This is a genomic window from Chryseobacterium sp. (genome assembly GCF_045629545.1).
Lineage (GTDB): Bacteria > Bacteroidota > Bacteroidia > Flavobacteriales > Weeksellaceae > Chryseobacterium.
Map to the genome: position 1 here is coordinate 36,865 of NZ_JAZQRK010000009.1, position 23,227 is coordinate 60,091.

The window sequence follows — 23,227 nt, forward strand, 5'->3', positions numbered from 1 at the left end:
TTTAATATAAATGAGGTTAAAACAAATCGTTTGCTGTAATACTCTTATCGTGTTTTGTATAATCTACAGGTCTTTTTGCGAAGAAATCGTCCATAGAGTTAGCGAATACCTCTTCCTCAAACCAAACCATTGGGCGATATTGTTCTGCTGTAATATTGTAACGAGTATCCATGTTTATTTTCTTCAAACTATCGTCTACACGGTATTTCATAAAGTTTAAAAGATCTTCTTTGGTAAAGAAACTAAATTCTCCCATTTCGAAAATCCAATCGATGATTTCACCTTCCAATTCGATAGATTGGTCTACCAATGTATAGATATCTTCAATGTCAGAATCTGTAAGCAAATCGGGTTGCTCTTCACGAATTTTATTGATAAGGTAAATCCCTGCATTAGCGTGTATTTGTTCATCAATAGAAGTCCATGCAATAATATTAGATACATTTTTCATGTATCCTTTAAATCTTGTAAAAGATAAAATAATAGCAAATTGGGAGAATAAAGAAACGTTCTCTATCAAAATACTGAAAAGTAGAAGAGAAGAAACATATTCTTTCTGAGTGGTAGAATTGGCGTGTTTCAGAACATTAGATAAAAAATCTATTCTCTTTTTTATAGCCGGAATTTCTACTACACTAGAAAATTCTTCATTATAGCCTAAAACTTCTAGCAAACGAGAATACGCTTCAGAATGACGAAATTCGCACTCTGCAAAGGTAGATCCCAAACCATTAAGCTCAGGTTTTGGCATGTGATTGTATAAGTTTCCCCAAAACGTTTTTACAGAAACTTCTATCTGTGCAATAGCAAGAAGAGCGTTCTTCACCGCATTTTTTTCGTGAGGTTCTAGCTGAGACTGAAAATCTTGAACGTCCGCCGTAAAGTCTACCTCAGAGTGTACCCAAAATGATTTGTTGATAGCCTCTACGAACTGAATAATCTCTGGATATTCAAACGGTTTGTAGCTTATTCTCTTATCAAAAATTCCCATATTAAATTGTAATGTCTTAAAAAAAAATTATAAAATTGATCATTGTGTACTATTCTCATGAGTGGAAAAAACTACCTTGTAGATTGGGCTTGGTGTTATAGTTTCCCAATACCTTATAATCATCCATCTCCTGTAACGCGCAGAGCACAAAGTTAAAAAACTAAGACTGATATTGAAAGGGTAAATCAGTAATTGCTTGACTTCTAACCTCAAAAGTTTTCCACATTTACAGACAAGTGGCTCTGCTATTGGTTTATAGATACTTATCTTGCAAATTTGTGTATTGATAAGTAATTTTAATTAAACATAAATATGTATTACGCTGTATTTTAATTGCTTAGTGACTAAACAGAGCACTTTGTTAAGATTTTTTATATCTTGTAACAAATTGAAATATTATTCTACTTATTAATCATAAAAACATCAATCACTTCATGTTAGTTATTCAAAATTTAAATAAATCATACGATACAGGAAAGAGTAAGCTTCACGTTCTTAAAGGGATTGATCTTACCATCTCCGAGGGCGAATTTGTTTCCATTATGGGAAGTTCGGGCTCTGGGAAATCTACCTTGCTGAATATTATAGGGATTTTGGATGAGAAAGATTCTGGGGTCTACGAACTAGATGGTATCCCAATAGAACATCTGAATGAAGTGAAAGCCGCAGAGTATCGTTCGAAATTTTTGGGATTTGTTTTTCAATCATTTAATTTGATCGGATATAAAACTGCTTTGGATAATGTTGCTTTGCCTTTGTATTATCAAAATGTTCCAAGAAAAGAGAGAAACAGAAAAGCGCTAGAATATCTAGAGAAAGTGGGTCTTGCACAATGGGCAGATCATATGCCCAATGAGCTTTCTGGTGGACAAAAACAAAGAGTAGCTATTGCTAGAGCACTAATAACAGATCCTAAGGTAATCTTAGCGGATGAACCTACAGGAGCGCTAGATTCCAAAACTACGCATGATATTATGAAACTGTTGCAAGACATCAATAAGGAAGGTAAAACTATTATCGTAGTTACTCACGAAAACGATGTTGCAGCGCAGACCAAGCGTAATGTGGTGCTAAGAGATGGTGTGATAGAAAGTGATTCTTACATCAAACAGATTGTTTTGTAATTTTTTATTTATTATTAAATTATGAATCGTCTTTTACTCATTTTTGATTTTTTTAAAGTTTTTATCCTATGTTTGATCTAGATCGTTGGGAAGAAATATTCAGTTCTATTCGCAGTAATATATTGCGTACGGTTTTATCTGGCTTTACGGTAGCATTGGGATTATTTATATTCATTGTCCTCTTCGGGATTGGTAAAGGTCTTCAAAATGCATTTACTGATGGGTTTGCTAGAGATGCACAAAACTTAATTACTATTTTTACAGGTAAAACTACAGTTGCCTACAATGGCTTACAATCTGATAGAACTGTAACGATGAATAATGACGACTATGATTTTTTGGTCAATACCGACCAAGAAAAAGTAGGTCAGGCTGCACCAAGATATCAAGCCAATTTGCTGGTGAAGTATGGTAAAGAAAGTGGCAATTATCAGATAAACGGTTCTAATAGTGAAGAACAATTTATAGAAAACAGGAAAATGCTAGATGGGAGATATATTTCCCCAGGAGATCTAGATAGAAAACAAAACGTGGCCGTTATTGGAAGAATGGTACAAAGAGACTTGGTGAAAAATGGTAGCCCTGTAGGTAAGGACTTGGATATTAATGGGACCATGTTCAAGATCATTGGTGTTTTTTCTGATGATGGTGGAGATTGGGACGAACGAGTGATAACCATTCCTATTAGCACACTTCAGCAGATGAAGAAAGGTTCTGACACCATAAGTACGGTTTTTATAGCGTATGACGAAAATATGAAACCCGCAGACGCAATAAAATATGGGGAGGATCTGCAAAAAAAACTAAAAGCCAAAAAAAATGTATCTCCTGATGATGAGAATGCCGTACGCGTGAGAAATAACGCCAAGAATATGAATGACACCTTCATGTTTATTGCAGTACTCACCGGGATTGTTACCTTTATTGGGCTCGGTACTTTGCTGGCGGGTATTATCGGCATCAGTAATATCATGGTGTACATTGTGAAAGAACGTACCAAAGAAATTGGAGTTAGAAAAGCCATTGGAGCTAAACCGGCTAGTATTGTAGCACTCATTGTACAGGAAAGTGTTGTGATTACTGTTATATCTGGATTTGTAGGAGTGGGATTAGGAGTTTTTGCACTGAATCTTATTGGAGATAGTTTGGAAGAATATTTCATAAAAAATCCAAACGTTGGATGGGGCACTATTTTGATGGCTTTTGTAGCATTGATTTTTTCTGGACTCATTGCGGGATTTGTACCTGCTTATAGAGCATCAAAAATACGACCGATTGAAGCATTGAGAACAGAATAATGTAGGTGTTTTTCGAATAAAAATCAAAAAAATATTATTATAATCAACCCTTAAGTCAATCCAAACGTGAATATTTTATTTAAAAAAGATACTTGGCAAGAGATTTATTATTCCCTGAAAAATAATAAGCTCCGTACTTTTCTAACAATGATAGGAGTAGGTTGGGGTATGTTTCTTTATGTAGTTTTACTAGGATCGGCAAAAGGGATGGAAAATGGTTTTGACAAGCTATTTTCTGGTTTTGCAACCAACTCAATTTTTCTTTGGGCACAAAATACTTCCATCCCTTACGATGGCTTTCCAAAAGGACGATCTGTGAACCTAAAATTATCAGATGTTGAACTATTAAAAAGAAAAATATCACAGATCGATTATATATCTCCCCAAAATTCTCGTGGTAGTTTTACAGGCACTCCCGGAGAAACGATGTCCAAAAATGGTAAAAATGCAACTTATTCTCTGACAGGCGATTTTCCTATTGGTAATAAAATTTCAGAAAAAAAATTGATATTCGGGCGTTATATTAATGATGCTGATGTTTCGGGTAATAAAAACGTGGTTGTAATTGGTGAAGAGATTTATGATAATTTTTTCAATTCTAAAAAGAAAGAAAATCCTCTAGGGCAATCTATCAATATAAAAGGAATATTCTTCAATGTAATCGGCGTTTTCAGAGTAAGAAAAGGAGGGGGTTTCGAGAATGATCGTACAGCTTTCATTCCACTTTCTACCTACACCAAAATGTACAATGCTGGAGACCAAATAGATATGTTTGCTATTGTAAGCAAGCCCAATGTAGACGTAAGCGATGTAGAGGAACTTGTAAAAACTGAATTGAAATCCAAAAATCATGTTTCACCAGAAGATTCCAGTGCATTCGGTAGTTTCAACTTGGGTAAAGAATTCAAAAAGCTTACAGGTTTCCTTACAGGGATGCAACTTTTAACTATTATTGTAGGTACTCTTACCATCTTGGCTGGGGTTATCGCGATCTCCAATATTCTATTGATCACTGTAAAAGAACGAACCAAAGAAATAGGAATAAGACGTGCCCTCGGTGCAAAACCGTCTGAAGTGAGAAACCAAATTTTGCTAGAAAGTGTTGTTATTACGCTGAGTTCTGGTATTCTCGGATTTATTCTCGGAATTTTTGTCTTAATGATTTTCAATGCTTTAACCCAAAATCAAGATCAGTTTCCATTCTACAATCCAACGGTTAACTACGGTAATGTATTTGCTGCAATGTCTGTAATGGTGATATTAGGCTTAATCATTGGGATGATACCTGCGCAGAGAGCTGTGAAAATAAGACCCATTGAGGCTCTTAGGAGCGAATAATAAGAACGAGATGCTCTATAATTATTTTTTAATTTATATATAATAAACAATACATATGAAAAAGAAGTTTACCTGGAAAAAAGCCATCTATATTGTGTTGGGGCTTTTATTGTTTGCCGCATTATTTTCAGGAATACGATATCTCGTAACATCCAACTCCAAAGAGAGTGAGGCTTTTCTTACAAGAAAACCTACCGTACAAAATATGGATGATAAAGTGATGGCAACTGGAAAGATTGTTCCAAAAGAAGAAATTGAAATAAAACCCAATATTGCGGGGATAATAGAAAAAATATTAGTAGATGAAGGTGATAAGGTAGTTGCAGGGCAACTGATTGCTACGGTGAAAATTATACCCAATATCGCTGAGGTAAATAACGCCCAACAGGAAGTGCAAAATGCATCTCTGCAAATAAGCAATGCCAAGATGAATGTGGATAATATGCAAAAGCAATATGCCATGCAAGAAAAACTCTTCAAACAAGGTGTCATATCAAAGCAAGAATATCTAAATTCTCAACAGCAACTCTTCTCTCAGCAGCAAAACTTAAGGAACGCCAATCAGCAATTGCAGACTGCCCAAAAAAGATTGCTAATTGTAAAAACAGGAGCTACACCAGAGTTGCAAGGGCTGGCAACTACGCAGATACGTTCTAAAGCATCTGGTACCGTATTAGAAGTTCCGGTAAAAGTAGGAAGTCAGGTGATAGAAGCTAACTCTTTCAATGCAGGAACTACCATTTGCTCCATTGCAGATCTTAGTTCTCTTATCTTCCAAGGTGAAATAGATGAAGCACAAGCTGGGAAACTAAAACAAGGAATGGATATGAGCATTGTAATTGGTGCACTCCAAAACAAATCTTTCCCGGGGAGACTAACGATGATTGCTCCAAAGGGAAAAGACAACAATGGGACGATAAAGTTTCCAGTAGAAGGCGATGTATTCAATCCTAATAACGAATATATCCGTGCAGGTTTCTCCGCAAACGGAGAAATTGTAATGAGTTCTCAAAAAAATGCTTTACTTCTGGATGAATCTTTGGTGCAGTATGAAAAAAGAAGTGGAAAAGATGTGTCCTTTGTGGAGGTAAAACAGAAAGACGGAAAGTTCAAGAAAGTATTTGTAAAATTGGGCGCTAGCGATGGTATCAATGTACAGATCCTATCTGGTATTGATAAAAATGCAGAAGTAAAAGTTTGGAATCCTTCGGATAAAGATAAAGAAGAACTAAAAGAAAAAGCGAAAAAATAAACCCATTAGTTTTATTGAATATAATAGCCTGAAATTATTTTCAAGCTATTTTTTGTTTTAAATTTAAAAAATATAAACTAAAAATAAATTTAGATTGCGAATTAAATCGTAATATTGCGATATAGAATTAAAGTTATTATGGGAAGCTCCAAAGCAGAATTTTTCACAGAAAAACAAAATGAAATAGCCACTATTGCCAAGGCATTGGGACATCCAGCGAGAATAGCGATTATAGAATATTTATTAAAAGTAAACACTTGCATTTGTGGAGATATTGTTAACGAATTGCCATTGGCTCAGCCTACCGTTTCTCAGCATTTGAGGGAGTTGAAAAATGCAGGACTCATAAAAGGAAGTATAGAAGGCAATACAATTTGTTACTGTATCGATGAAAAAGCATTTTCAATCTTAAATAATTACTTCTCCGAAATTCCTGAAAAGTTAAAAAGTAAAAGCTGTTGTTAAGCTTTTTTTGTATAAAATTCTATCGTAATATTACGTTATAAATTTTAAAAATTATTAAAATGAAATTATCAGAGATTAAAAACATTTTACCCACCTTAGAAAATGTACAATTTCAATTGGAAAACGGAAAGTGGGTTCCAGAACACTTTCATGTAACTGAAGTAGGAAGCGTTACCAAAAACTTTATAGACTGTGGTGGCGTCATTAGATCCGAAAAAATAGTCAACTTTCAATTGTGGAATGCCAATGACTTCGAACATAGATTAAAGCCCCATAAATTGTTGCAGATTATTAAACTATCAGAAGAAAAATTGGGAATAGAAGATCATGACATTGAAGTGGAGTACCAAGATACAACTATTGGCAAATACGACTTGGAGTTTAATGGAAAACATTTTATTCTAAAAAATAAAACTACGGCTTGTCTCGCTGAAGACGCTTGCGGAATTCCAGCAGAGAAGAAGAATATAAAACTTGCAGTTATAAAAAAGCAAAATTCTTGCACGCCTGATGGTGGATGTTGCTAAAAAATTATTTTATTCAGCTTGCTAATTTTCAGAGAATAAAGAGAAGGTAGCCTTCTATTAGGATGATAAATTTGCTTTAATTCAAATTAATTTAAGAAAGATAAAATTCAAAAATTATAGTTAAATGAAGTCTTTTGTGGTCAATTTACGTATATTTGGAAGGAAAATTTCAAAAACTAAAAATAAATGGACATCATTTTCGACCTAATTGAAAAAGAAAGACAAAGGCAATCTCATGGATTAGAATTAATTGCTTCAGAAAACTTTGTTTCTGAAAACGTAATGAAAGCTATGGGTAGTGTGCTGACGAACAAGTATGCAGAAGGATACCCTGGTAAAAGATATTACGGAGGTTGTGAAGTAGTAGATGAAGTGGAAACTTTGGCTATCGATAGAGCGAAAGAATTGTTTGGGGTAGATTATGTAAACGTACAGCCACACTCTGGTTCTCAAGCTAATGCTGCCATTTATTTAGCCGTGCTAAAACCAGGAGACAAAATTATGGGGATGGATCTTTCTATGGGAGGACATCTTACTCATGGTTCTGCTGTTAATTTTTCTGGTATGCACTATAATGTTGTTTCTTACGGTGTACAAAGAGAAACTGGATTGATAGATTATGACCAAATGAGAGAGACTGCACTTAGAGAAAAACCAAAAATGCTTATTGCAGGTTTCTCTGCATATTCTAGAGATTTGGATTATACAAAATTTAGAGAAATTGCAGATGAGGTAGGAGCTACACTTTGGGCTGATATTGCACACCCTGCAGGTTTAGTAGCGAAAGGATTATTAAACTCTCCATTCGAGCACTGTCATGTAGTAACTACTACCACTCATAAAACATTAAGAGGTCCAAGAGGTGGAATGATTATGATGGGTAAAGATTTTGAAAATACGTACGGTCATAAAACTCCAAAAGGGGAAACCAAATTAATGAGCCAAGTGCTAGATAGCGCTGTTTTCCCAGGAATTCAGGGTGGACCACTAGAGCACGTTATTGGTGGGAAAGCAATTGCTTTTGGAGAAGCTTTGGACATTAAATTTGAAATCTACGCAAAACAAGTAAGAGCAAATGCACAAGCATTAGCTTCTGCAATGATGAGTAAAGGATTCGATATCGTAAGTGGTGGTACAGATAACCACCTGATGTTGGTAGATCTTAGAAACAAAGGGGTGAACGGTAAAGAAACTGAAAAAGCCCTTGTGAAAGCTGATATTACTTGTAATAAGAATATGGTTCCTTTTGATGATAAATCTCCATTTACTACTTCTGGTATCAGATTAGGAACTGCAGCGATTACAACAAGAGGTCTTAAAGAAAATGATATGGAAACTATTGCTGAGTTGATCGCTGAAGTAGTAGACAATATTAAAAATGAAGAAGTAATTTCTTCTGTAAGAAAGAAAGTAAATGAATTGATGGAAGGCAAAGCGCTCTTCAATTACTAAAATTTAATACATACTAGGAAGGAGCGCAAATTGTATTTGCGCTTCTTTTTATTTAAAGAACTTTTCACAAATAAAATAATCAAAATGCAGCGCGAAAAAAAGCTTTACACCTACGAAGAAATCAGACAAAAAGTAGTGAACTATTGTGTATACCAAGATCGTTGTCATGCTGAGGTAGAGCAAAAAATGAGAGAATTTGTTCTTATCCCAGAAGCTAAAGAAGAAATTATGCTTTTTCTTCTGCGAGAAAATTTCCTTAATGAAGAGCGTTTCACGAGAAGTTATATTCGAGGAAAGTTTTATATGAAAAATTGGGGTAAGATAAAAATTAAGCTCAATCTAAAGCAAAAAAACATCAGCGAAAAGCTAATTTCCAAGTGCATGGACGAAATTGATAATGATGATTATTACAAAACCCTTAAGAAATTATATGACAATTATTATGAAAAATTAGTAGGACTAAAAGACTATCAAAAAAAGGCAAATACAATAAAACATCTATTAGGTAAAGGTTTTTCATATGATGATGTTTCAAATGTAATTCAGTAGAAATGTATGGTACATAATTAATTTTAAGGAAGTGATTATATTTGTAATAATAAGATTATGTTTCCAATTCTAAAAAGAAATATTTTTACCTATTATTTAGTGGACTTTAACGAGATGATTTTTTACTATTGTGTGAAAATTATTTTATTTAATTCTTAATTCATTGGATACAAATTGCTTTTGATTTGATCTTGTACGAGTAAAAAAGTATCTAAAAAACTTCACTATATTTCATCAGGAATGTGTTTTTAAATATTTTTTAAAATTAAATATTTTGAATATAAATACAAAATGACGTTGCATTGGATTTGTATGAAAGATATAGAATATTTCAATAATATGAGTATATTTGTGGCATAATACAAATAACAAATGTTGAATGAAAAAGCTGAATGACGCTTTTGCTACGCTTTACGGTGGAGATAATATTGTGAAAATCACTGAGCTGAGATATATTCCTAGATGGGCGGTCATCATATTAGACTTATTGATTATCGTAGCTTCTATTTTATTCTCAAATCTATTCATAGAGAAACTACATGTAAGATCTAATTTTCCGGATTTTGGTATACAAGGAAGTGTTCTGCTAATTGTAATTAATATCGTGTTTATGTTTGTCTTCAAGACCTATGCAGGTATTATTCGACATTCGACATTTTTCGATTTTTTCAAAATTATCTTATCTTCGGGCTCAACACTAATAGTTGCATTGATCTGTAATTATGGCATAGAATCATTTTTACAAAGACCATTGTACCTTTACCCTAGTTTATTTTTATTTTTCTTAATCTCTGTATCGTCCATGTTTTTTTTCAGGATGATTACCAAGCAGTTTTTTAATCTTCTTTTAGACCTAAAGGGAGGAGCCAAAAAAATTAGAGTAGCGGTAGTAGGAGTAGGTGATGCATCGGTCTCCTTGGCAAGAGCCATTATGCACAACCCAAACTATCCTTATATGCTAGAATGTTTTATTACAAAGCGATCAGATTCTAATAAAGCAACATTATTGGGTAGAAATATTTATAACAGCGATCGTTTGTTTGCCCACATCAACCTTTTAGAAAAAATAGATGCTGTATTGATTATTAAAGAAATCATGTCCAAACAAGAGGTGGAAGAGTGGATGACTTTAGCACTAGACAATGGATTGAAAGTATTAAAAGCGCCTACAGTTTCAAAAATGAGAGACGCTGATCTTGTAGGAGGAATTAGACAATTACAAATTGAGGATTTGCTAAATCGTCGACCTATTAAGATAGAAAATTTGGATGTTATCAAAAGACATTCGGAAAAAAATATTTTGGTTACGGGTGGTGCAGGTTCTATTGGCAGTGAAATTGTAAGGCAGGTAGCTCAGTTCAGCCCTTCATTAATTGTTGTATTGGACCAAGCAGAATCCCCACTTTATGAGCTAGAGTTAGAATTGCTAGAAAGATTTCCAGATCAAAAATTCAAATTTGTATTAGCAGACATCTCAAATAGTTACCGACTAGAAAAAATTTTTGAAAGCTATGAGTTTTCTATGGTCTATCACGCAGCTGCCTACAAGCATGTACCCCTGATTGAAGAAAATCCTCATGAAGCCATCTTTGTGAATATTTTGGGTACAAGAAATCTAGCAACACTTGCAAAAAAATATAACGTGAACCGTTTTGTAATGGTTTCTACCGATAAGGCGGTAAACCCTACCAATGTAATGGGTGCATCCAAAAGAGTTGCTGAATTATTCGTACAATCGTTGCAAAAACTAGAAGGAAATAAGACTAAATTTATAACGACGCGTTTTGGAAATGTATTGGGCTCTAACGGATCTGTGATTCCCCACTTTAGAAAGCAAATTGAGAAAGGAGGTCCTGTAACTATTACTCATCCAGATATAATACGTTACTTTATGACGATCCCTGAAGCTTGTGAGCTGGTATTGCAAGCGGGTACAATGGGTGCGGGAGGTGAAATATATGTATTTGATATGGGAGAGCCTGTAAAGATTTTGGATCTAGCAAGGCGAATGATTAAATTATCAGGTTTTAAACCCGATGAGGATATCAAGATCAAATTTATTGGATTAAGGCCAGGTGAGAAATTATATGAAGAGCTATTGAGTGATGATGCAACCACAGTACCAACTCACCATGAAAAGATAATGATCTCAAAAGATCCAACTATAGACTTTGCAGAAGTAGAATTACTTTGCAAAAAAATAATAAAATCTGCAGTTAGACGCGACAAAGTTCAAGTGGTTAGAATTCTTAAGACCATTGTCCCAGAATTTAAAAGCAATAATTCAGAGTTTGAAGCTCTAGATAATGAAAATACAAATGCTAAAAATGAAATATAGAACCTATTAATATTTAATATATTTCGTTTTTGAAATATTGGTTTGTTTTTTGTTAACAAGCATAATACTCACTAAAAATATAAATAATTATAATTAATAAACTAGTTTTGTTAAAAATTTATTAAAATGATTAAGAAAAAATACTTTATATACAGTGCTATTGCACTATCTACCTTATCTTGTGCACCAAAGCAACAGTTAAATTATATGACTGATATTGAGAACATAGTTCTTGATAATTCAATTAAAAATAGTAGAAGCACATTGCAACCTGGTGATAATTTGATTATTTCCGTATCTGCAAAGGATATGGATGTAGTAAAGCCTTTCAATCAGGTCTATTCTTCCGGTAATACCATAACACAATATACAGTTCCGAGTTCCAATAATTTACAACAACAAGTACCAGTTTCTGGACCCATGTATATCGTGGACACTGACTGGAATATCACTTTCCCACAAATTGGAAAAGTAAGTGTGAAGAATGAAACAATTGAAACATTAAATACAAAATTAATAAGTCTTGTTTCTGAATACGTAAAAAGTCCGGTGATTGATACAAAGTTAACTAATTTTAAAGTATCTGTTTTAGGGGAAGTTGCGAAACCGGGTACATACGTAATTCCTGATGGTAATACAACTTTACTTAGTGCATTAGGATTAGCTGGTGATCTTACCGCTTTTGGAATTAGAACTAATGTTTTGGTGGTAAGAAATAGTGATGGACAAATTACCAAGGAAAGAGTAGATCTTACGAGCGCCAATTTCATCAATTCTCCATATTATTATCTTAAACAAAATGATATGGTGTATGTACAACCGAATGCCAATAGAGAAAAAGGGGCTAGAGTAGATCCTAATACTGGATTGTATATCTCTGTAGCATCCGTAATTGCTTCATTAGTCATTGGAGTATTAGCGTTAACAAAAAATTAATAGTACACCATAACCAAATTTATAGTGGATAGCAATTATAATCAAGAAGAGATTCAAGAAGAATCTCTAAATATTAGAGAACTCATTAAACCCTATTTGTACAAATGGTATTGGTTTGTGATTGGTGTAATTATTACAACCATATTGGCATGGTTCTTTTTACGATATTCTGTTCCTACCTATAGCACAGAATCAACTTTATTAATAAAAGAAGTAAAAAAATCTGCTTCATCGCAGCCAGAAATGTCAGTAATTTCTGAGCTAGGAGGAATTGGTGGTATGGGAACAAATTCTGTAGATAATGAAATAGAAATTTTCAAATCCAAAAAGCTTATGCTCTCAGTAGTAAGAGAACTTGGACTAGAAACGAATATATATGCAAAAGGAAATTTAAAGGATAAAGAATTATTCAAAGATACTTCACCATTTGTTGTTAGAATACTTAGTGAAAATAAAAAAGCGAATTATCCTGATAAGCAAGTGATTGCAAGGATAAATGGAGATAAAATTATTATATCTTCAGAAAGTTTTACAGGCGATATTACAGCGTATTTCAATAAGGCATTTACGATGCCCTTTGGAGTAGTAATGTTTCAAAAAAACCCTAACTTTTCAGGTAAAATTAATGGAGAGTTAGAGTATAAACTCCAGTTTATGTCGGGTATGGATAGAGCCCGTTTTTATTTAGATAAGCTCAATATAAATTTAGTTCAGAAGGAAGCAACTGTACTCAAGTTGGAAATGACTTATCCCAATTCTGATAAGGCGGAGACTATCTTAAATAGGCTTGCTGTAAATTATAATAGAGAAGCAGTATTAGATAAAAACTCTGAGTCTCAAAAAACGGCTACTTTCATAGATGATCGTATTAATTTAATTGCTAAAGAACTAGGACAAGTAGAGAGCCAGAAAGAAGATTTTAAAGTTCGAAATAATATTGCAGATATTCAAACTGAAGCCGAGTTATCATTGGAAACATCAATGGCAACCAGACAAAAGCAGTTGGAGAATGCATCTCAACTTGAACTTGTAGGAAGTCTGATTGGGTATTTAAACAAAAAGGGAAGCAACCAAGTTTTGCCTTTAAATGTTGGACTGTCTGATTCTAATCTTACTTCAGATATAGCTGCTTACAACCAATTGGTAGCAGAGAGAGACCGTCTATTAGAGAACTCTACCAACGCCAATCCACTAGTTATAGATGCAACTAGGCAGATCAATAGTATGAGAAGCGCTGTTATGCAGAGTTTACAAAAAAGTAGGTCCGCATTAGAAATAAATAAAAATGCTATTGATGCTGAACAAAATAGATTGTCTGGCAGGATTTCAAAAATACCTGTTCAAGAGAAAATGTTCAGAAGTATTGAGAGACAACAAAATATTAAAGAACAACTTTATCTTTTACTGTTACAAAAAAGAGAGGAGGCAGCTATTTCTTTAGCTATTGCAGCACCAAAAGCTAGAATAGTAGATGATGCATTAACGGATACTAATCCGGTATCACCAAAAAAGCAGATTATTTATCTAGCAGCTTTGGTAGTTGGTTTTTTAATTCCTTTTCTTATAATTTATTTGATTGAATTATTTAATAATAAAATTCAATCTAAAACAGACCTGGAGAAACTTTCTCAAGGAGCAACCGTGGTGGGAGAATTGCCATCATTAGAAAAAGGAGGTGCAGAGCTAGTTGAATTAAATGATCTTTCTCCATTGGCAGAAGCATTTAGAATTTTAATTACCAACATTAATTTTATGCTGCCTAAAAATAAAAAAGGCAATGTAGTTTTTGTTACTTCATCCGTAAAGGGAGAAGGAAAAACATTTACTTCTGTTAACTTGGCGCTTACCCTTGCAACTCCTAGAAAGAAAGTAATCATTATCGGATCGGATATTAGAAATCCACAGTTACAAAGGTATAACGAGAAGCGCAAAGGTCTTATAGGTTTGTCAGAGTTTATGTATGATAATACAATGACTGCAGAAGAAATAACATATCAAACCACTTTTAATCCGTATTGTGATGTCATTTATTCTGGAGCAATTACTCCCAATCCGACTGAACTTTTAGCTAATGGTAGATATCAGGAACTGGTAGAGAGTTTAAAGCCTCATTACGACTATATTATACTAGATACTGCACCACTAATGTTGGTAACAGATTCATTCCTGATTGCTGATGTAGCAGATGTTACGGTATATGTAACAAGATCTGGTTATACAGAAAAAGAATTGGTACAATTTATCAATAAGCAGATAAAGGATAAAAAGATTAAGAACGTTGGTTTAGTACTTAATGATGTCAGCAAAATGCATAGTGGATATGGAAGTTATGGTTATGGATATGCTGCTGATACCAAAAAATCTTTCTTCCAAAAACTATTTAAAAAATAAAACAGCTCCCTCATAGCTGATTTTCTGATGAACACAAATTACAAAATAGCAATTATTGGTCTTGGATATGTAGGTTTACCGCTTGCAAGACTTTTTGCAACACAATATCCAGTAGTAGGTTTTGATATCAATAAGAAAAGAATAGAAGAACTGATTGTAGGCAAAGATGCTACTCAAGAGATTACTACAGAATTGCTAAAATCTGTTCTACTCAATGAAAATCCATTCGGTTATAATAAGAGTGGGTTGTTTTGTACGGATCAATTAGAAGAATTGGATGCGGCAAACATCTATATTGTTACTGTTCCTACGCCAGTGGATAAGCATAATCATCCAGATCTTACTCCTTTGTACAAATCAAGTGAGACGGTAGGTAAGGTTCTAAAAAAGAACGATATCGTTATCTACGAGTCTACTGTATATCCAGGAGTGACAGAAGAAGAATGTGTACCTGTTTTGGAGAAAATTTCAGGGCTTACCTTTAATGTGGACTTTTATGTGGGATATTCACCAGAACGTATTAACCCAGGAGATAAAGAACATACAGTAGAAAAAATTCTTAAAATAACCTCAGGTTCTACACCGGAAGTGGGTAAGATTGTAGACAATTTATACAATAGTATAATAGTAGCAGGTACTCATTTGGCTCCTACCATCAAGGTAGCAGAAGCCGCAAAGGTAATAGAGAATTCGCAACGAGACATTAATATTGCCTTCGTCAATGAATTAGCAAAAATATTCTCATTAATGAATATTGATACCCATGATGTATTAAAGGCAGCAGGTACAAAATGGAATTTTTTACCTTTCAAACCCGGTTTGGTGGGTGGGCATTGTATTGGTGTAGATCCTTATTACTTGGCTCAAAAGGCTAAAGAGCATGGATATCACCCCGAAATTATTTTGGCAGGTAGAAGACTAAATGATTCTATGGGTGCGTTTATAGCTTCTGAGGTTATAAAATTAATGATCAAGAAAGATATTAATATCAAAGGCGCTAAAATTTTAAATTTAGGTATTACCTTTAAAGAAAATTGTCCGGATATTAGAAATTCTAAAGCGATTGATGTAATCACCAATTTGCAAGAGTATGGGACAGAGGTTATTACTTACGATCCATGGGCGAATCCTGCGGAAGTAGAAAAGGAGTATGGGATATTTTGTCATTCCGAACTTGCCGAGGAATCTCAGAAATTCGACGCTATTATCCTAACGGTGGCACATAAAGAATTCCTGGATTTTAACTTTACTGGTAGCCTAAAGAAAAATGGTATTATCTACGACGTGAAAGGGAGTTTACCTAAAGCTAATGTTGATAAAAGACTATAAAAATAGATAGAAGATGAAAACCATAATAATTACTGGAGGTGCCGGATTTATAGGCTCACACGTGGTTCGAGAATTTGTACTAAAGTATCCCGATACAAAAATCATCAACCTTGATGCGTTGACGTATGCAGGAAATTTGGAGAACTTAAAAGATATTGAGCATTATTCAAATTACGAATTTGTAAAGGCAGATATTACAGACGCTAGACAAATCTTTGATGTTTTTGAAAAGCACCAACCCGATGGTGTTATTCATTTAGCAGCAGAATCTCATGTTGACCGCTCCATTACAAATCCGTTAGAATTTGTAATGACCAATGTGATTGGAACTGTGAACTTATTAAATGCAGCGAAAACAATCTGGAAAGACCATTTTGAAGGGAAACGTTTTCATCATGTTTCCACAGATGAGGTATTTGGAGCTTTGGGCGATGAAGGATTTTTTACAGAACACACTTCTTACGATCCGCATTCACCCTATTCGGCGTCAAAAGCATCTTCAGATCATTTTGTAAGAGCCTATCACGATACATACGGTTTACCAATAGTTTTAACCAACTGTTCGAATAATTATGGTCCCAATCATTTTCCTGAGAAATTGATTCCGTTATGTATTCACAATATTTTGAATAATAACCCACTTCCAATTTATGGAGATGGAAAATACACCCGCGATTGGTTATTTGTAATCGATCACGCTAAGGCAATTGACTTAGTTTTTCATGAAGGAAAGAATGGAGGTTCTTATAATGTAGGCGGTTTCAATGAATGGAAAAACATTGATTTGGTAAAAGAATTATGCAGACAAATGGATGAAAAATTGGGTCGTGAAGCAGGAACTTCAGAACAATTAATCACATTTGTGAAAGATCGTCCAGGACACGATTTGCGTTATGCCATTGATGCCACAAAAATTAACCAAGAATTGGGATGGAAACCTTCTGTTACATTCGAACAAGGTTTATCAAAAACAATTGATTGGTTTTTAGAAAACAAAGAATGGCTAGAGAATGTAACCTCTGGGGATTATCAAAATTATTACAAAAATCAATATAATTAACGGTTAATAAGGTTAGATAAAGTTAATAAGGTTAGATAAAGTTAATAAGGATAATAAACGTAATATGGCTAGTCATAAAGAATTGAAAGTTTGGCAAGAGTCTATGAATTTGGTTGTTTTGATTTATGAAACTGTAAAATCTTTTCCCAAGGAGGAAATGTATGGATTAACAAGTCAAATAAAGCGTGCTGCTGTTTCAATTCCTTCAAATATCGCAGAAGGAGCAGGTCGCCAAAGTCAAGTTGAATTTATTCGTTTTCTTTATATATCTTTGGGTTCAGCAAGTGAGTTAGAAACACAATTAGAAATGGCTTTCCGATTAGGATTTATAAAAGATTTATTAGTGTTTCAACAGAAGTTAAATTTTATTAAAACCATGCTCTCAAAATTAATAAAATCATTGAAGTGATTAACCAAAATCTTATTTTGATCAAAGTATAAACCTTATGAACAATATTAACTTTTTGAACAATATTTACAATTAAATGAAGGCAACAGAAACTAAACTGAAAGGATGTTTTATACTTGAACCTACTGTTTTTGAAGATTCGAGAGGATATTTTTTTGAAGCGTATCATGAAGATAAAATGCAGGAAATTTTAGGTTACAAACCTACATTTGTGCAAGATAATCAATCCAATTCTTCTTATGGAGTTGTGAGAGGTTTACATATGCAAGCAGGAGAACATGCACAAGCAAAATTGGTACGTGTAGTAGAAGGAGCTGTTATTGATGTTGCTGTAGATGTACGTCCAGGTTCAGAAACTTATGGTCAATCGGTTGCAGTAGAATTATCAGCAGATAATAAAAGACAATTATTTATCCCCAGAGGTTTTTTACACGGATTTTCTGTGATTTCTGATAAAGCAACCTTCTTTTATAAATGTGACAACGGTTATAATAAAGCATCTGAGGATGGTGTACATCCATTAGATCAAGAAATAGGGATTGATTGGGGTATTCCAGCTGATAAAATGATTATTTCGGATAAAGATCTAGAAGCACAATCTTTTGAGACTTTTAGAAATAAATAATTAGTGTTTAAAACGATATTATGAAAGGAATTATTTTGGCAGGAGGATCAGGTACAAGAATTCATCCATTGACGTTAGCAGTAAGTAAACAATTAATGCCAGTGTATGATAAACCCATGATTTATTATCCCCTTTCTACACTAATGTTAGCAGGTATTAATGAAATATTAATTATTTCAACCCCACATGATTTACCTCATTTTGAGAAATTATTAGGGGATGGTTCTCAAATTGGATGTAAATTTTCTTATAAAGAACAACCAAGTCCAGATGGTCTTGCGCAAGCTTTTATTTTAGGAGAAGAATTTATTGGTGATGATAAGGTAGCATTAATTTTAGGAGATAATATCTTCTATGCAAGTGGAATGTCTCAATTATTACAAGATTCGTCAAATCCTGATGGAGGAGTAGTTTTCGCCTATCAAGTAAGTGATCCAGAGCGTTATGGAGTTGTGGAGTTTGACAAAGACAATAATGTAGTTTCCATTGAAGAAAAACCGAAAGAACCAAAATCAAATTTTGCAGTACCTGGTTTATATTTTTATGACAATAAGGTGGTGGAAATAGCGAAAAATATCAAACCTTCATCTCGAGGAGAACTTGAAATTACAGACATTAATGCCGAATATCTAAAAAAAGGAACGTTAAAAGTTGGAGTTTTCGATAGAGGTACTGCTTGGTTAGATACAGGTACAATCAATTCGTTGATGCAAGCTGGACAGTTTGTACAAGTTATTGAAGAACGTCAAGGAATGAAAATCGGAGCAATTGAAGAAGTAGCATACCGCATGGGCTACATTAAGAAAGAGCAATTAATAGAAATTGCCAAACCATTGATTAAAAGTGGTTATGGAGAGTATTTAATGAAAGTTTGTCAATAATATAAAATGGATAAAAAAAGAAATCTTATAATATTTGGAACTCGACCAGAAGCAATTAAAATGGCTCCTTTGGTTAAAGAATTTCAAAAAAATAATTCAGTATTTGAAACTAAAGTTTGTGTAACGGCACAACATCGTGAAATGTTAGACCAGGTTTTAGAATTTTTTGAAATAGTACCTGATTTTGATTTAGACTTAATGAAGCCCAATCAAAATCTGTATAGTTTGACAGCAGATATTATTACACAATTAAAACCAGTATTAGAAGATTTTAAACCTGATTATATATATGTGCATGGTGATACTTCAACAACAATGTCTGCAAGTATTGCTGGGTTCTATTCTGGTGCTAAAATTTGTCATGTAGAAGCAGGATTGAGAACTCACAATAAAAGATCTCCATTTCCAGAAGAGATCAATAGACAAGTTACAGGTCGTATCGCGGATTATCATTTTGCTCCTACTATTCAATCAAAAGAGAATTTATTAAATGAAAATATTGCTAACGATGATATTTTGGTTACAGGAAATACAGTAATTGATGCTTTATTGAGTAGTTCTGAGATCGTGAAAAATATTGATAACACAGAAATTAGTAATCTAAAAAAAATCATCGATTCATCAAAAAAAATTATCCTTGTTACGGGTCATCGTAGAGAAAATCATGGTCAAGGTTTTATTAATATTTGTGAAGCTTTAAAAGATATCGCACTTTCACATACTGATGTTCAAATAATTTATCCAGTACATCTGAATCCACATGTTCAGAAGCCCGTACGAGATATTTTATCTGGAATAGATAATATAAAACTTATTGATCCATTAGCTTATCCTGCATTTGTATGGCTGATGACTCAGTCTTATTTAATCATTACAGATTCTGGGGGAGTACAAGAAGAAGCACCAAGTTTAGGAAAACCTGTTTTAGTTATGCGAGATTCAACAGAACGACCTGAAGCAGTAGAAGCTGGTACGGTGATATTAGTAGGTACAGATAAAGAAAAAATAGTGAATGAAGCAAATAATTTGTTGAATGATAACGAAAGATATAATTCAATGAGTGCTCTTCATAATCCTTATGGTGATGGAAAAGCATGCGAAAGAATCGTAACTTTTATTCAATCATTATAAGGCATAAAATGAATATTAGACATAAGATAAATCATTTATTATCTTCTGATATTAATAAAAAAATTTTTAGTCAAAGTTTTTGGATTTTATTAGGAAATGTAATTTCTAAATTTATTTTATTAATTGCAACGATATTAATGACAAGATTTCTTGGTAAGGAAGAATATGGTCAGTTTGGAATAATAAAATCCACAATATTAATGTTTGCCATGTTTGCAGGTCTAGAATTAGGGATGACTGCCACAAAGTATATATCTCAATATCGATTATCAGACAAAAGAAAAGTAGAAAAAATAGTAGGAGTATCAAACCTCTTTGCAATACTTATTAGTGTATTGGTATCAGTTTTAGTTTTTATTTATGCTAAAGAAATAGCCACACAAATTAATGCTCCAAAATTATTTACTGAGATAAGGATAAGTTCTTTTATATTATTTTTTTCCTCTTTGAATGGAATTCAAAATGGAATATTAGCAGGGATAGAAAAATTTAAAGAATTGTCAATCAATAACGCAATTGCTGGAATTTTATCGTCAATAGCTTTAGTAATTGCAGCAAAATTTTTTGGGCTTGATGCTGTAGTTATTGCATTTGGTGCAAATTTTGTTTTGCTGTTCGTTCTAAATTTTATTACATTAAAAAAATATTTTTATTCAGAATTTAAAATAAAAATATTTAATAAAAATAATTTTGAGGAAACCTCCGTATTATGGAAATTTAGTTTACCGGCAATATTAGCTGGACTAATGGTTGGCCCAGTAACATGGTATTGTAATTACTTATTGGTAAATCAACCAAACGGTTATGGGCAAATGGCAAATTTTGATATCGCAAATCAGTGGAGGAATACCATTTTGTTTATACCTGCTGCATTAGCGCAAATAGCTTTACCAATGTTAGCTGCAAGTGTTGGGAACAGAGATGAGTACAAAATAATTTTTAATAAAAACTTAAAAATAAATACTATTATAGGATTTTCATTGGTTTTAATTTGTTTAATAGCTTCACCTTTTATTGTTTACTTTTATGGTAGTAATTACAACGACGCTTTAATACCTTTAATAATTATGTTTTTTACTACAGGTTTTATTACGGTAAATAATGTTATTGGGCAGGCAATTGCAAGTCAAGGGAAAATGTGGATTGGTTTTTATGTGAATCTAATATGGGCTGTAATACTTATAGTATGCAGTTATATTTTTGTAGTAAAGTATAATTATGGTGCGGTGGGTATTTCTCTAGCATATTTAATTAGCTACATAAGCCATACTACTATTCAATTTATTTATATTAAAAAGAAAATTTAGATGAAAATAGCTTATTGTATTCGACAAGATTGGGATTCCCCATCAAATAAAGGAGGAGACACTACTCAACTTTTAAAAACAATGGAAAATGTGCTGAATTATGATAATTCGGTAAGTATATTAGTCTTGACGGATCCTAATTTATTGGATGAAAGTTTTGATATTGCTCACATTTTTAATTTCGCAACTCTTGATATTTCAAAAGCTTTCTATGAAAGAGCCAAGTCATTAGGTATTAAAATTGCATTTTCAACGATTTTTTGGAACTATTCATATGGTTATAGATTATTAGGTAAGCACTTTGATAATAATTTTTTTAGAACAATTGATCGCTATTTTTTTTTAAGCCTTGGAAAAATCATTAATAAACCAGTAGTATTATCCTCTAAATTCAAAGCACAATCGATTAAGTTTATTAAAGGCGCTGATGTTTTGTTACCTAACTCTATTGAAGAATATTACCAATTATGTCATTTTACGAATCTTGACCCTGAAAAATATATAAATAAGGTTAGTGTTGTTTTTAACGCTGCTGATGTAAAAAATAATGTTTATATAGAAAAGAGTGAGTTTTTAAAAAAGTATGATTTGCCAGATAAACCCTATATTCTACAAGTAGGAAGAATACAGCTAATAAAAGGGCAATTGAATGTAGTTAAAGCTTTAATGGATGTTGATATTCCAATTGTTTTTGTTGGATTTAAAGCTGAACAGCATTATTTCCAAAAAATAAAAGAAATATCGAAAAAAAGAGGAAATGTTTTTTTTGTTGACTATGTTGATAATAAAGAAGTGTGTAACTTCTATAAGTATGCTTCACTACATGTTCTAGCTTCATTAAGAGAATCACCAGGTTTGGTTAGTTTAGAAGCTTTACTAAATAACTGCAAAGTGGTTACATCAAATCAAAAATATTTACCTTTTGACACCTACTTTAATAAAATAGCGACAGCTGTTGATCCAGTAGATATTAATTCAATTAAGAATGGAATTTTAAACGAAATTAAAACAGAAAGAAATTTTGATGCGATTAAAAACATAATTGTTAGTAAATTTAGTTGGGAAAAAGTTGGGATAGATACATACAAAGCGTATAAAAAAATATTATGATATCAGTTTGTTTAGCTTGTTATAATGGTGAAAAATACATAAAAGAACAAATAGCCTCTATTTTAGTTCAACTTAATAATGGTGATGAATTGTTAATATCCGATGATGGAAGTGTGGATGAAACAATTAATATTATTAAGAGTTTCGATGATGCGAGAATTGTATTATTTCAAAATAAATTTAGAAGTCATATAAAGAATTTTGAATTTTTGTTGAAACAAATAAAAGGTGATTATGTATTTCTTTCAGATCAAGATGATATTTGGGTAGATAATAAAGTTGAGGTATGTATGAAACATCTACAAGAATATGACTTGGTGTTAAGTGATTGTATTTTAATTGATGGAAATAATAATATAATAAAAGATTCTCTATTTGGAGGGACTATTCCTAGAAGCGGTTTTATAAGAACATTCTATAAAAATATCTATACAGGATGTTGTATGGCATTCACGAAGGAAATTGCAAATAATAGTTTAACTTTTCCAGAAAAATTAAATTCACATGATATGTGGATTGGTATGATTGCAGAATTAAAAGGAAGAGTTAAAGTTTTAGATGAAAAATTAATATATTTTAGACGGCATGGTAAAAATTTTTCAGCATCAATAAAAGATGATACTTTTTTGACCGGTAAAAGCCCCTATAAAATAAATAAAATTTTATTTGATAGATTTTATATGTTAGTTAATCTTCTTAAAAAGTTTTGATAGA

At 32.8% G+C, this 23,227-nt stretch carries 21 protein-coding genes; 20 read left to right on the top strand and 1 reads right to left on the bottom strand.

All coding sequences use genetic code 11. The annotated features are described in order from the left end of the window. Positions 1–16 precede the first annotated feature (16 nt). Positions 17–991 (bottom strand): ribonucleotide-diphosphate reductase subunit beta, encoded by a 975-nt coding sequence (locus ACKI42_RS01730; protein WP_407401808.1) that lies wholly within the window; start codon positions 989–991, stop codon positions 17–19. Between the two features lie 434 nt (positions 992–1,425). Here ACKI42_RS01730 and ACKI42_RS01735 point away from each other — a divergent pair, with 434 nt between their 5' ends. From ACKI42_RS01735 to ACKI42_RS01830, 20 genes are all read left to right on the top strand, one after another. Continuing rightward, positions 1,426–2,115, top strand: a complete 690-nt coding sequence (locus ACKI42_RS01735; protein ID WP_407401810.1) for an ABC transporter ATP-binding protein — start codon at positions 1,426–1,428, stop codon at positions 2,113–2,115. Between the two features lie 68 nt (positions 2,116–2,183). Beyond that, positions 2,184–3,413, top strand: coding sequence for an ABC transporter permease (locus ACKI42_RS01740; RefSeq protein WP_407401812.1), 1,230 nt, complete (start codon positions 2,184–2,186; stop codon positions 3,411–3,413). A gap of 147 nt (positions 3,414–3,560) precedes the next feature. Then, positions 3,561–4,751, top strand: coding sequence for an ABC transporter permease (locus ACKI42_RS01745; RefSeq protein ID WP_407401814.1), 1,191 nt, complete (start codon positions 3,561–3,563; stop codon positions 4,749–4,751). A gap of 55 nt (positions 4,752–4,806) precedes the next feature. Further along, the gene (locus tag ACKI42_RS01750) at positions 4,807–6,003 is read left to right on the top strand and encodes an efflux RND transporter periplasmic adaptor subunit (protein ID WP_407401816.1); all 1,197 of its coding nucleotides are present in this window, start codon (positions 4,807–4,809) and stop codon (positions 6,001–6,003) included. Positions 6,004–6,141: 138 nt separating this feature from the next. Beyond that, positions 6,142–6,468 carry an ArsR/SmtB family transcription factor gene (locus ACKI42_RS01755; RefSeq protein ID WP_407401818.1) on the top strand — a complete coding sequence of 109 codons (327 nt, stop codon included), beginning with the start codon at positions 6,142–6,144 and terminating at the stop codon, positions 6,466–6,468. Positions 6,469–6,527: 59 nt separating this feature from the next. Then, positions 6,528–6,995 (top strand): DUF6428 family protein, encoded by a 468-nt coding sequence (locus ACKI42_RS01760; protein WP_407401820.1) that lies wholly within the window; start codon positions 6,528–6,530, stop codon positions 6,993–6,995. A 186-nt stretch (positions 6,996–7,181) separates the two neighbouring features. Then, positions 7,182–8,447 carry a serine hydroxymethyltransferase gene (gene glyA, locus ACKI42_RS01765; RefSeq protein WP_407401822.1) on the top strand — a complete coding sequence of 422 codons (1,266 nt, stop codon included), beginning with the start codon at positions 7,182–7,184 and terminating at the stop codon, positions 8,445–8,447. A gap of 84 nt (positions 8,448–8,531) precedes the next feature. Then, the gene (locus tag ACKI42_RS01770) at positions 8,532–8,996 is read left to right on the top strand and encodes a regulatory protein RecX (protein WP_407401824.1); all 465 of its coding nucleotides are present in this window, start codon (positions 8,532–8,534) and stop codon (positions 8,994–8,996) included. 379 nt (positions 8,997–9,375) lie between these two features. After that, a complete protein-coding gene (locus ACKI42_RS01775) occupies positions 9,376–11,334 on the top strand; it encodes a polysaccharide biosynthesis protein (protein ID WP_407401826.1) in 1,959 nt (652 codons plus the stop codon). A gap of 126 nt (positions 11,335–11,460) precedes the next feature. Then, a complete protein-coding gene (locus ACKI42_RS01780; RefSeq protein WP_407401828.1) occupies positions 11,461–12,270 on the top strand; it encodes a polysaccharide biosynthesis/export family protein in 810 nt (269 codons plus the stop codon). A 24-nt stretch (positions 12,271–12,294) separates the two neighbouring features. Beyond that, entirely contained in the window at positions 12,295–14,661 is a 2,367-nt protein-coding gene (locus ACKI42_RS01785; protein ID WP_407401830.1) for a GumC family protein, read from the top strand. Positions 14,662–14,688: 27 nt separating this feature from the next. Continuing rightward, positions 14,689–15,990: a nucleotide sugar dehydrogenase gene (locus tag ACKI42_RS01790; protein ID WP_407401832.1), complete on the top strand. Its 1,302-nt coding sequence runs from the start codon at positions 14,689–14,691 to the stop codon at positions 15,988–15,990. 13 nt (positions 15,991–16,003) lie between these two features. Then, the gene (rfbB, locus tag ACKI42_RS01795) at positions 16,004–17,050 is read left to right on the top strand and encodes a dTDP-glucose 4,6-dehydratase (RefSeq protein ID WP_407401834.1); all 1,047 of its coding nucleotides are present in this window, start codon (positions 16,004–16,006) and stop codon (positions 17,048–17,050) included. A 64-nt stretch (positions 17,051–17,114) separates the two neighbouring features. Then, positions 17,115–17,459 carry a four helix bundle protein gene (locus ACKI42_RS01800; RefSeq protein WP_407401836.1) on the top strand — a complete coding sequence of 115 codons (345 nt, stop codon included), beginning with the start codon at positions 17,115–17,117 and terminating at the stop codon, positions 17,457–17,459. A 76-nt stretch (positions 17,460–17,535) separates the two neighbouring features. Then, positions 17,536–18,084: a dTDP-4-dehydrorhamnose 3,5-epimerase gene (rfbC, locus tag ACKI42_RS01805; RefSeq protein WP_407401838.1), complete on the top strand. Its 549-nt coding sequence runs from the start codon at positions 17,536–17,538 to the stop codon at positions 18,082–18,084. A gap of 20 nt (positions 18,085–18,104) precedes the next feature. Continuing rightward, a complete protein-coding gene (rfbA, locus tag ACKI42_RS01810) occupies positions 18,105–18,965 on the top strand; it encodes a glucose-1-phosphate thymidylyltransferase RfbA (RefSeq protein ID WP_407401840.1) in 861 nt (286 codons plus the stop codon). Between the two features lie 6 nt (positions 18,966–18,971). Then, the gene (gene wecB / locus ACKI42_RS01815; RefSeq protein ID WP_407401842.1) at positions 18,972–20,096 is read left to right on the top strand and encodes a non-hydrolyzing UDP-N-acetylglucosamine 2-epimerase; all 1,125 of its coding nucleotides are present in this window, start codon (positions 18,972–18,974) and stop codon (positions 20,094–20,096) included. A gap of 8 nt (positions 20,097–20,104) precedes the next feature. Beyond that, a complete protein-coding gene (locus ACKI42_RS01820; protein WP_407401844.1) occupies positions 20,105–21,403 on the top strand; it encodes an oligosaccharide flippase family protein in 1,299 nt (432 codons plus the stop codon). Beyond that, complete coding sequence (locus ACKI42_RS01825; protein WP_407401846.1) at positions 21,404–22,513, top strand: glycosyltransferase; 1,110 nt, start codon at positions 21,404–21,406, stop codon at positions 22,511–22,513. After that, on the top strand, positions 22,510–23,223 hold the full coding sequence (locus ACKI42_RS01830; RefSeq protein WP_407401848.1) for a glycosyltransferase family 2 protein: 714 nt from the start codon (positions 22,510–22,512) through the stop codon (positions 23,221–23,223). Before ACKI42_RS01825 ends, ACKI42_RS01830 begins: the two co-directional genes overlap by 4 nt. The last annotated feature ends 4 nt before the right edge of the window (positions 23,224–23,227 follow it).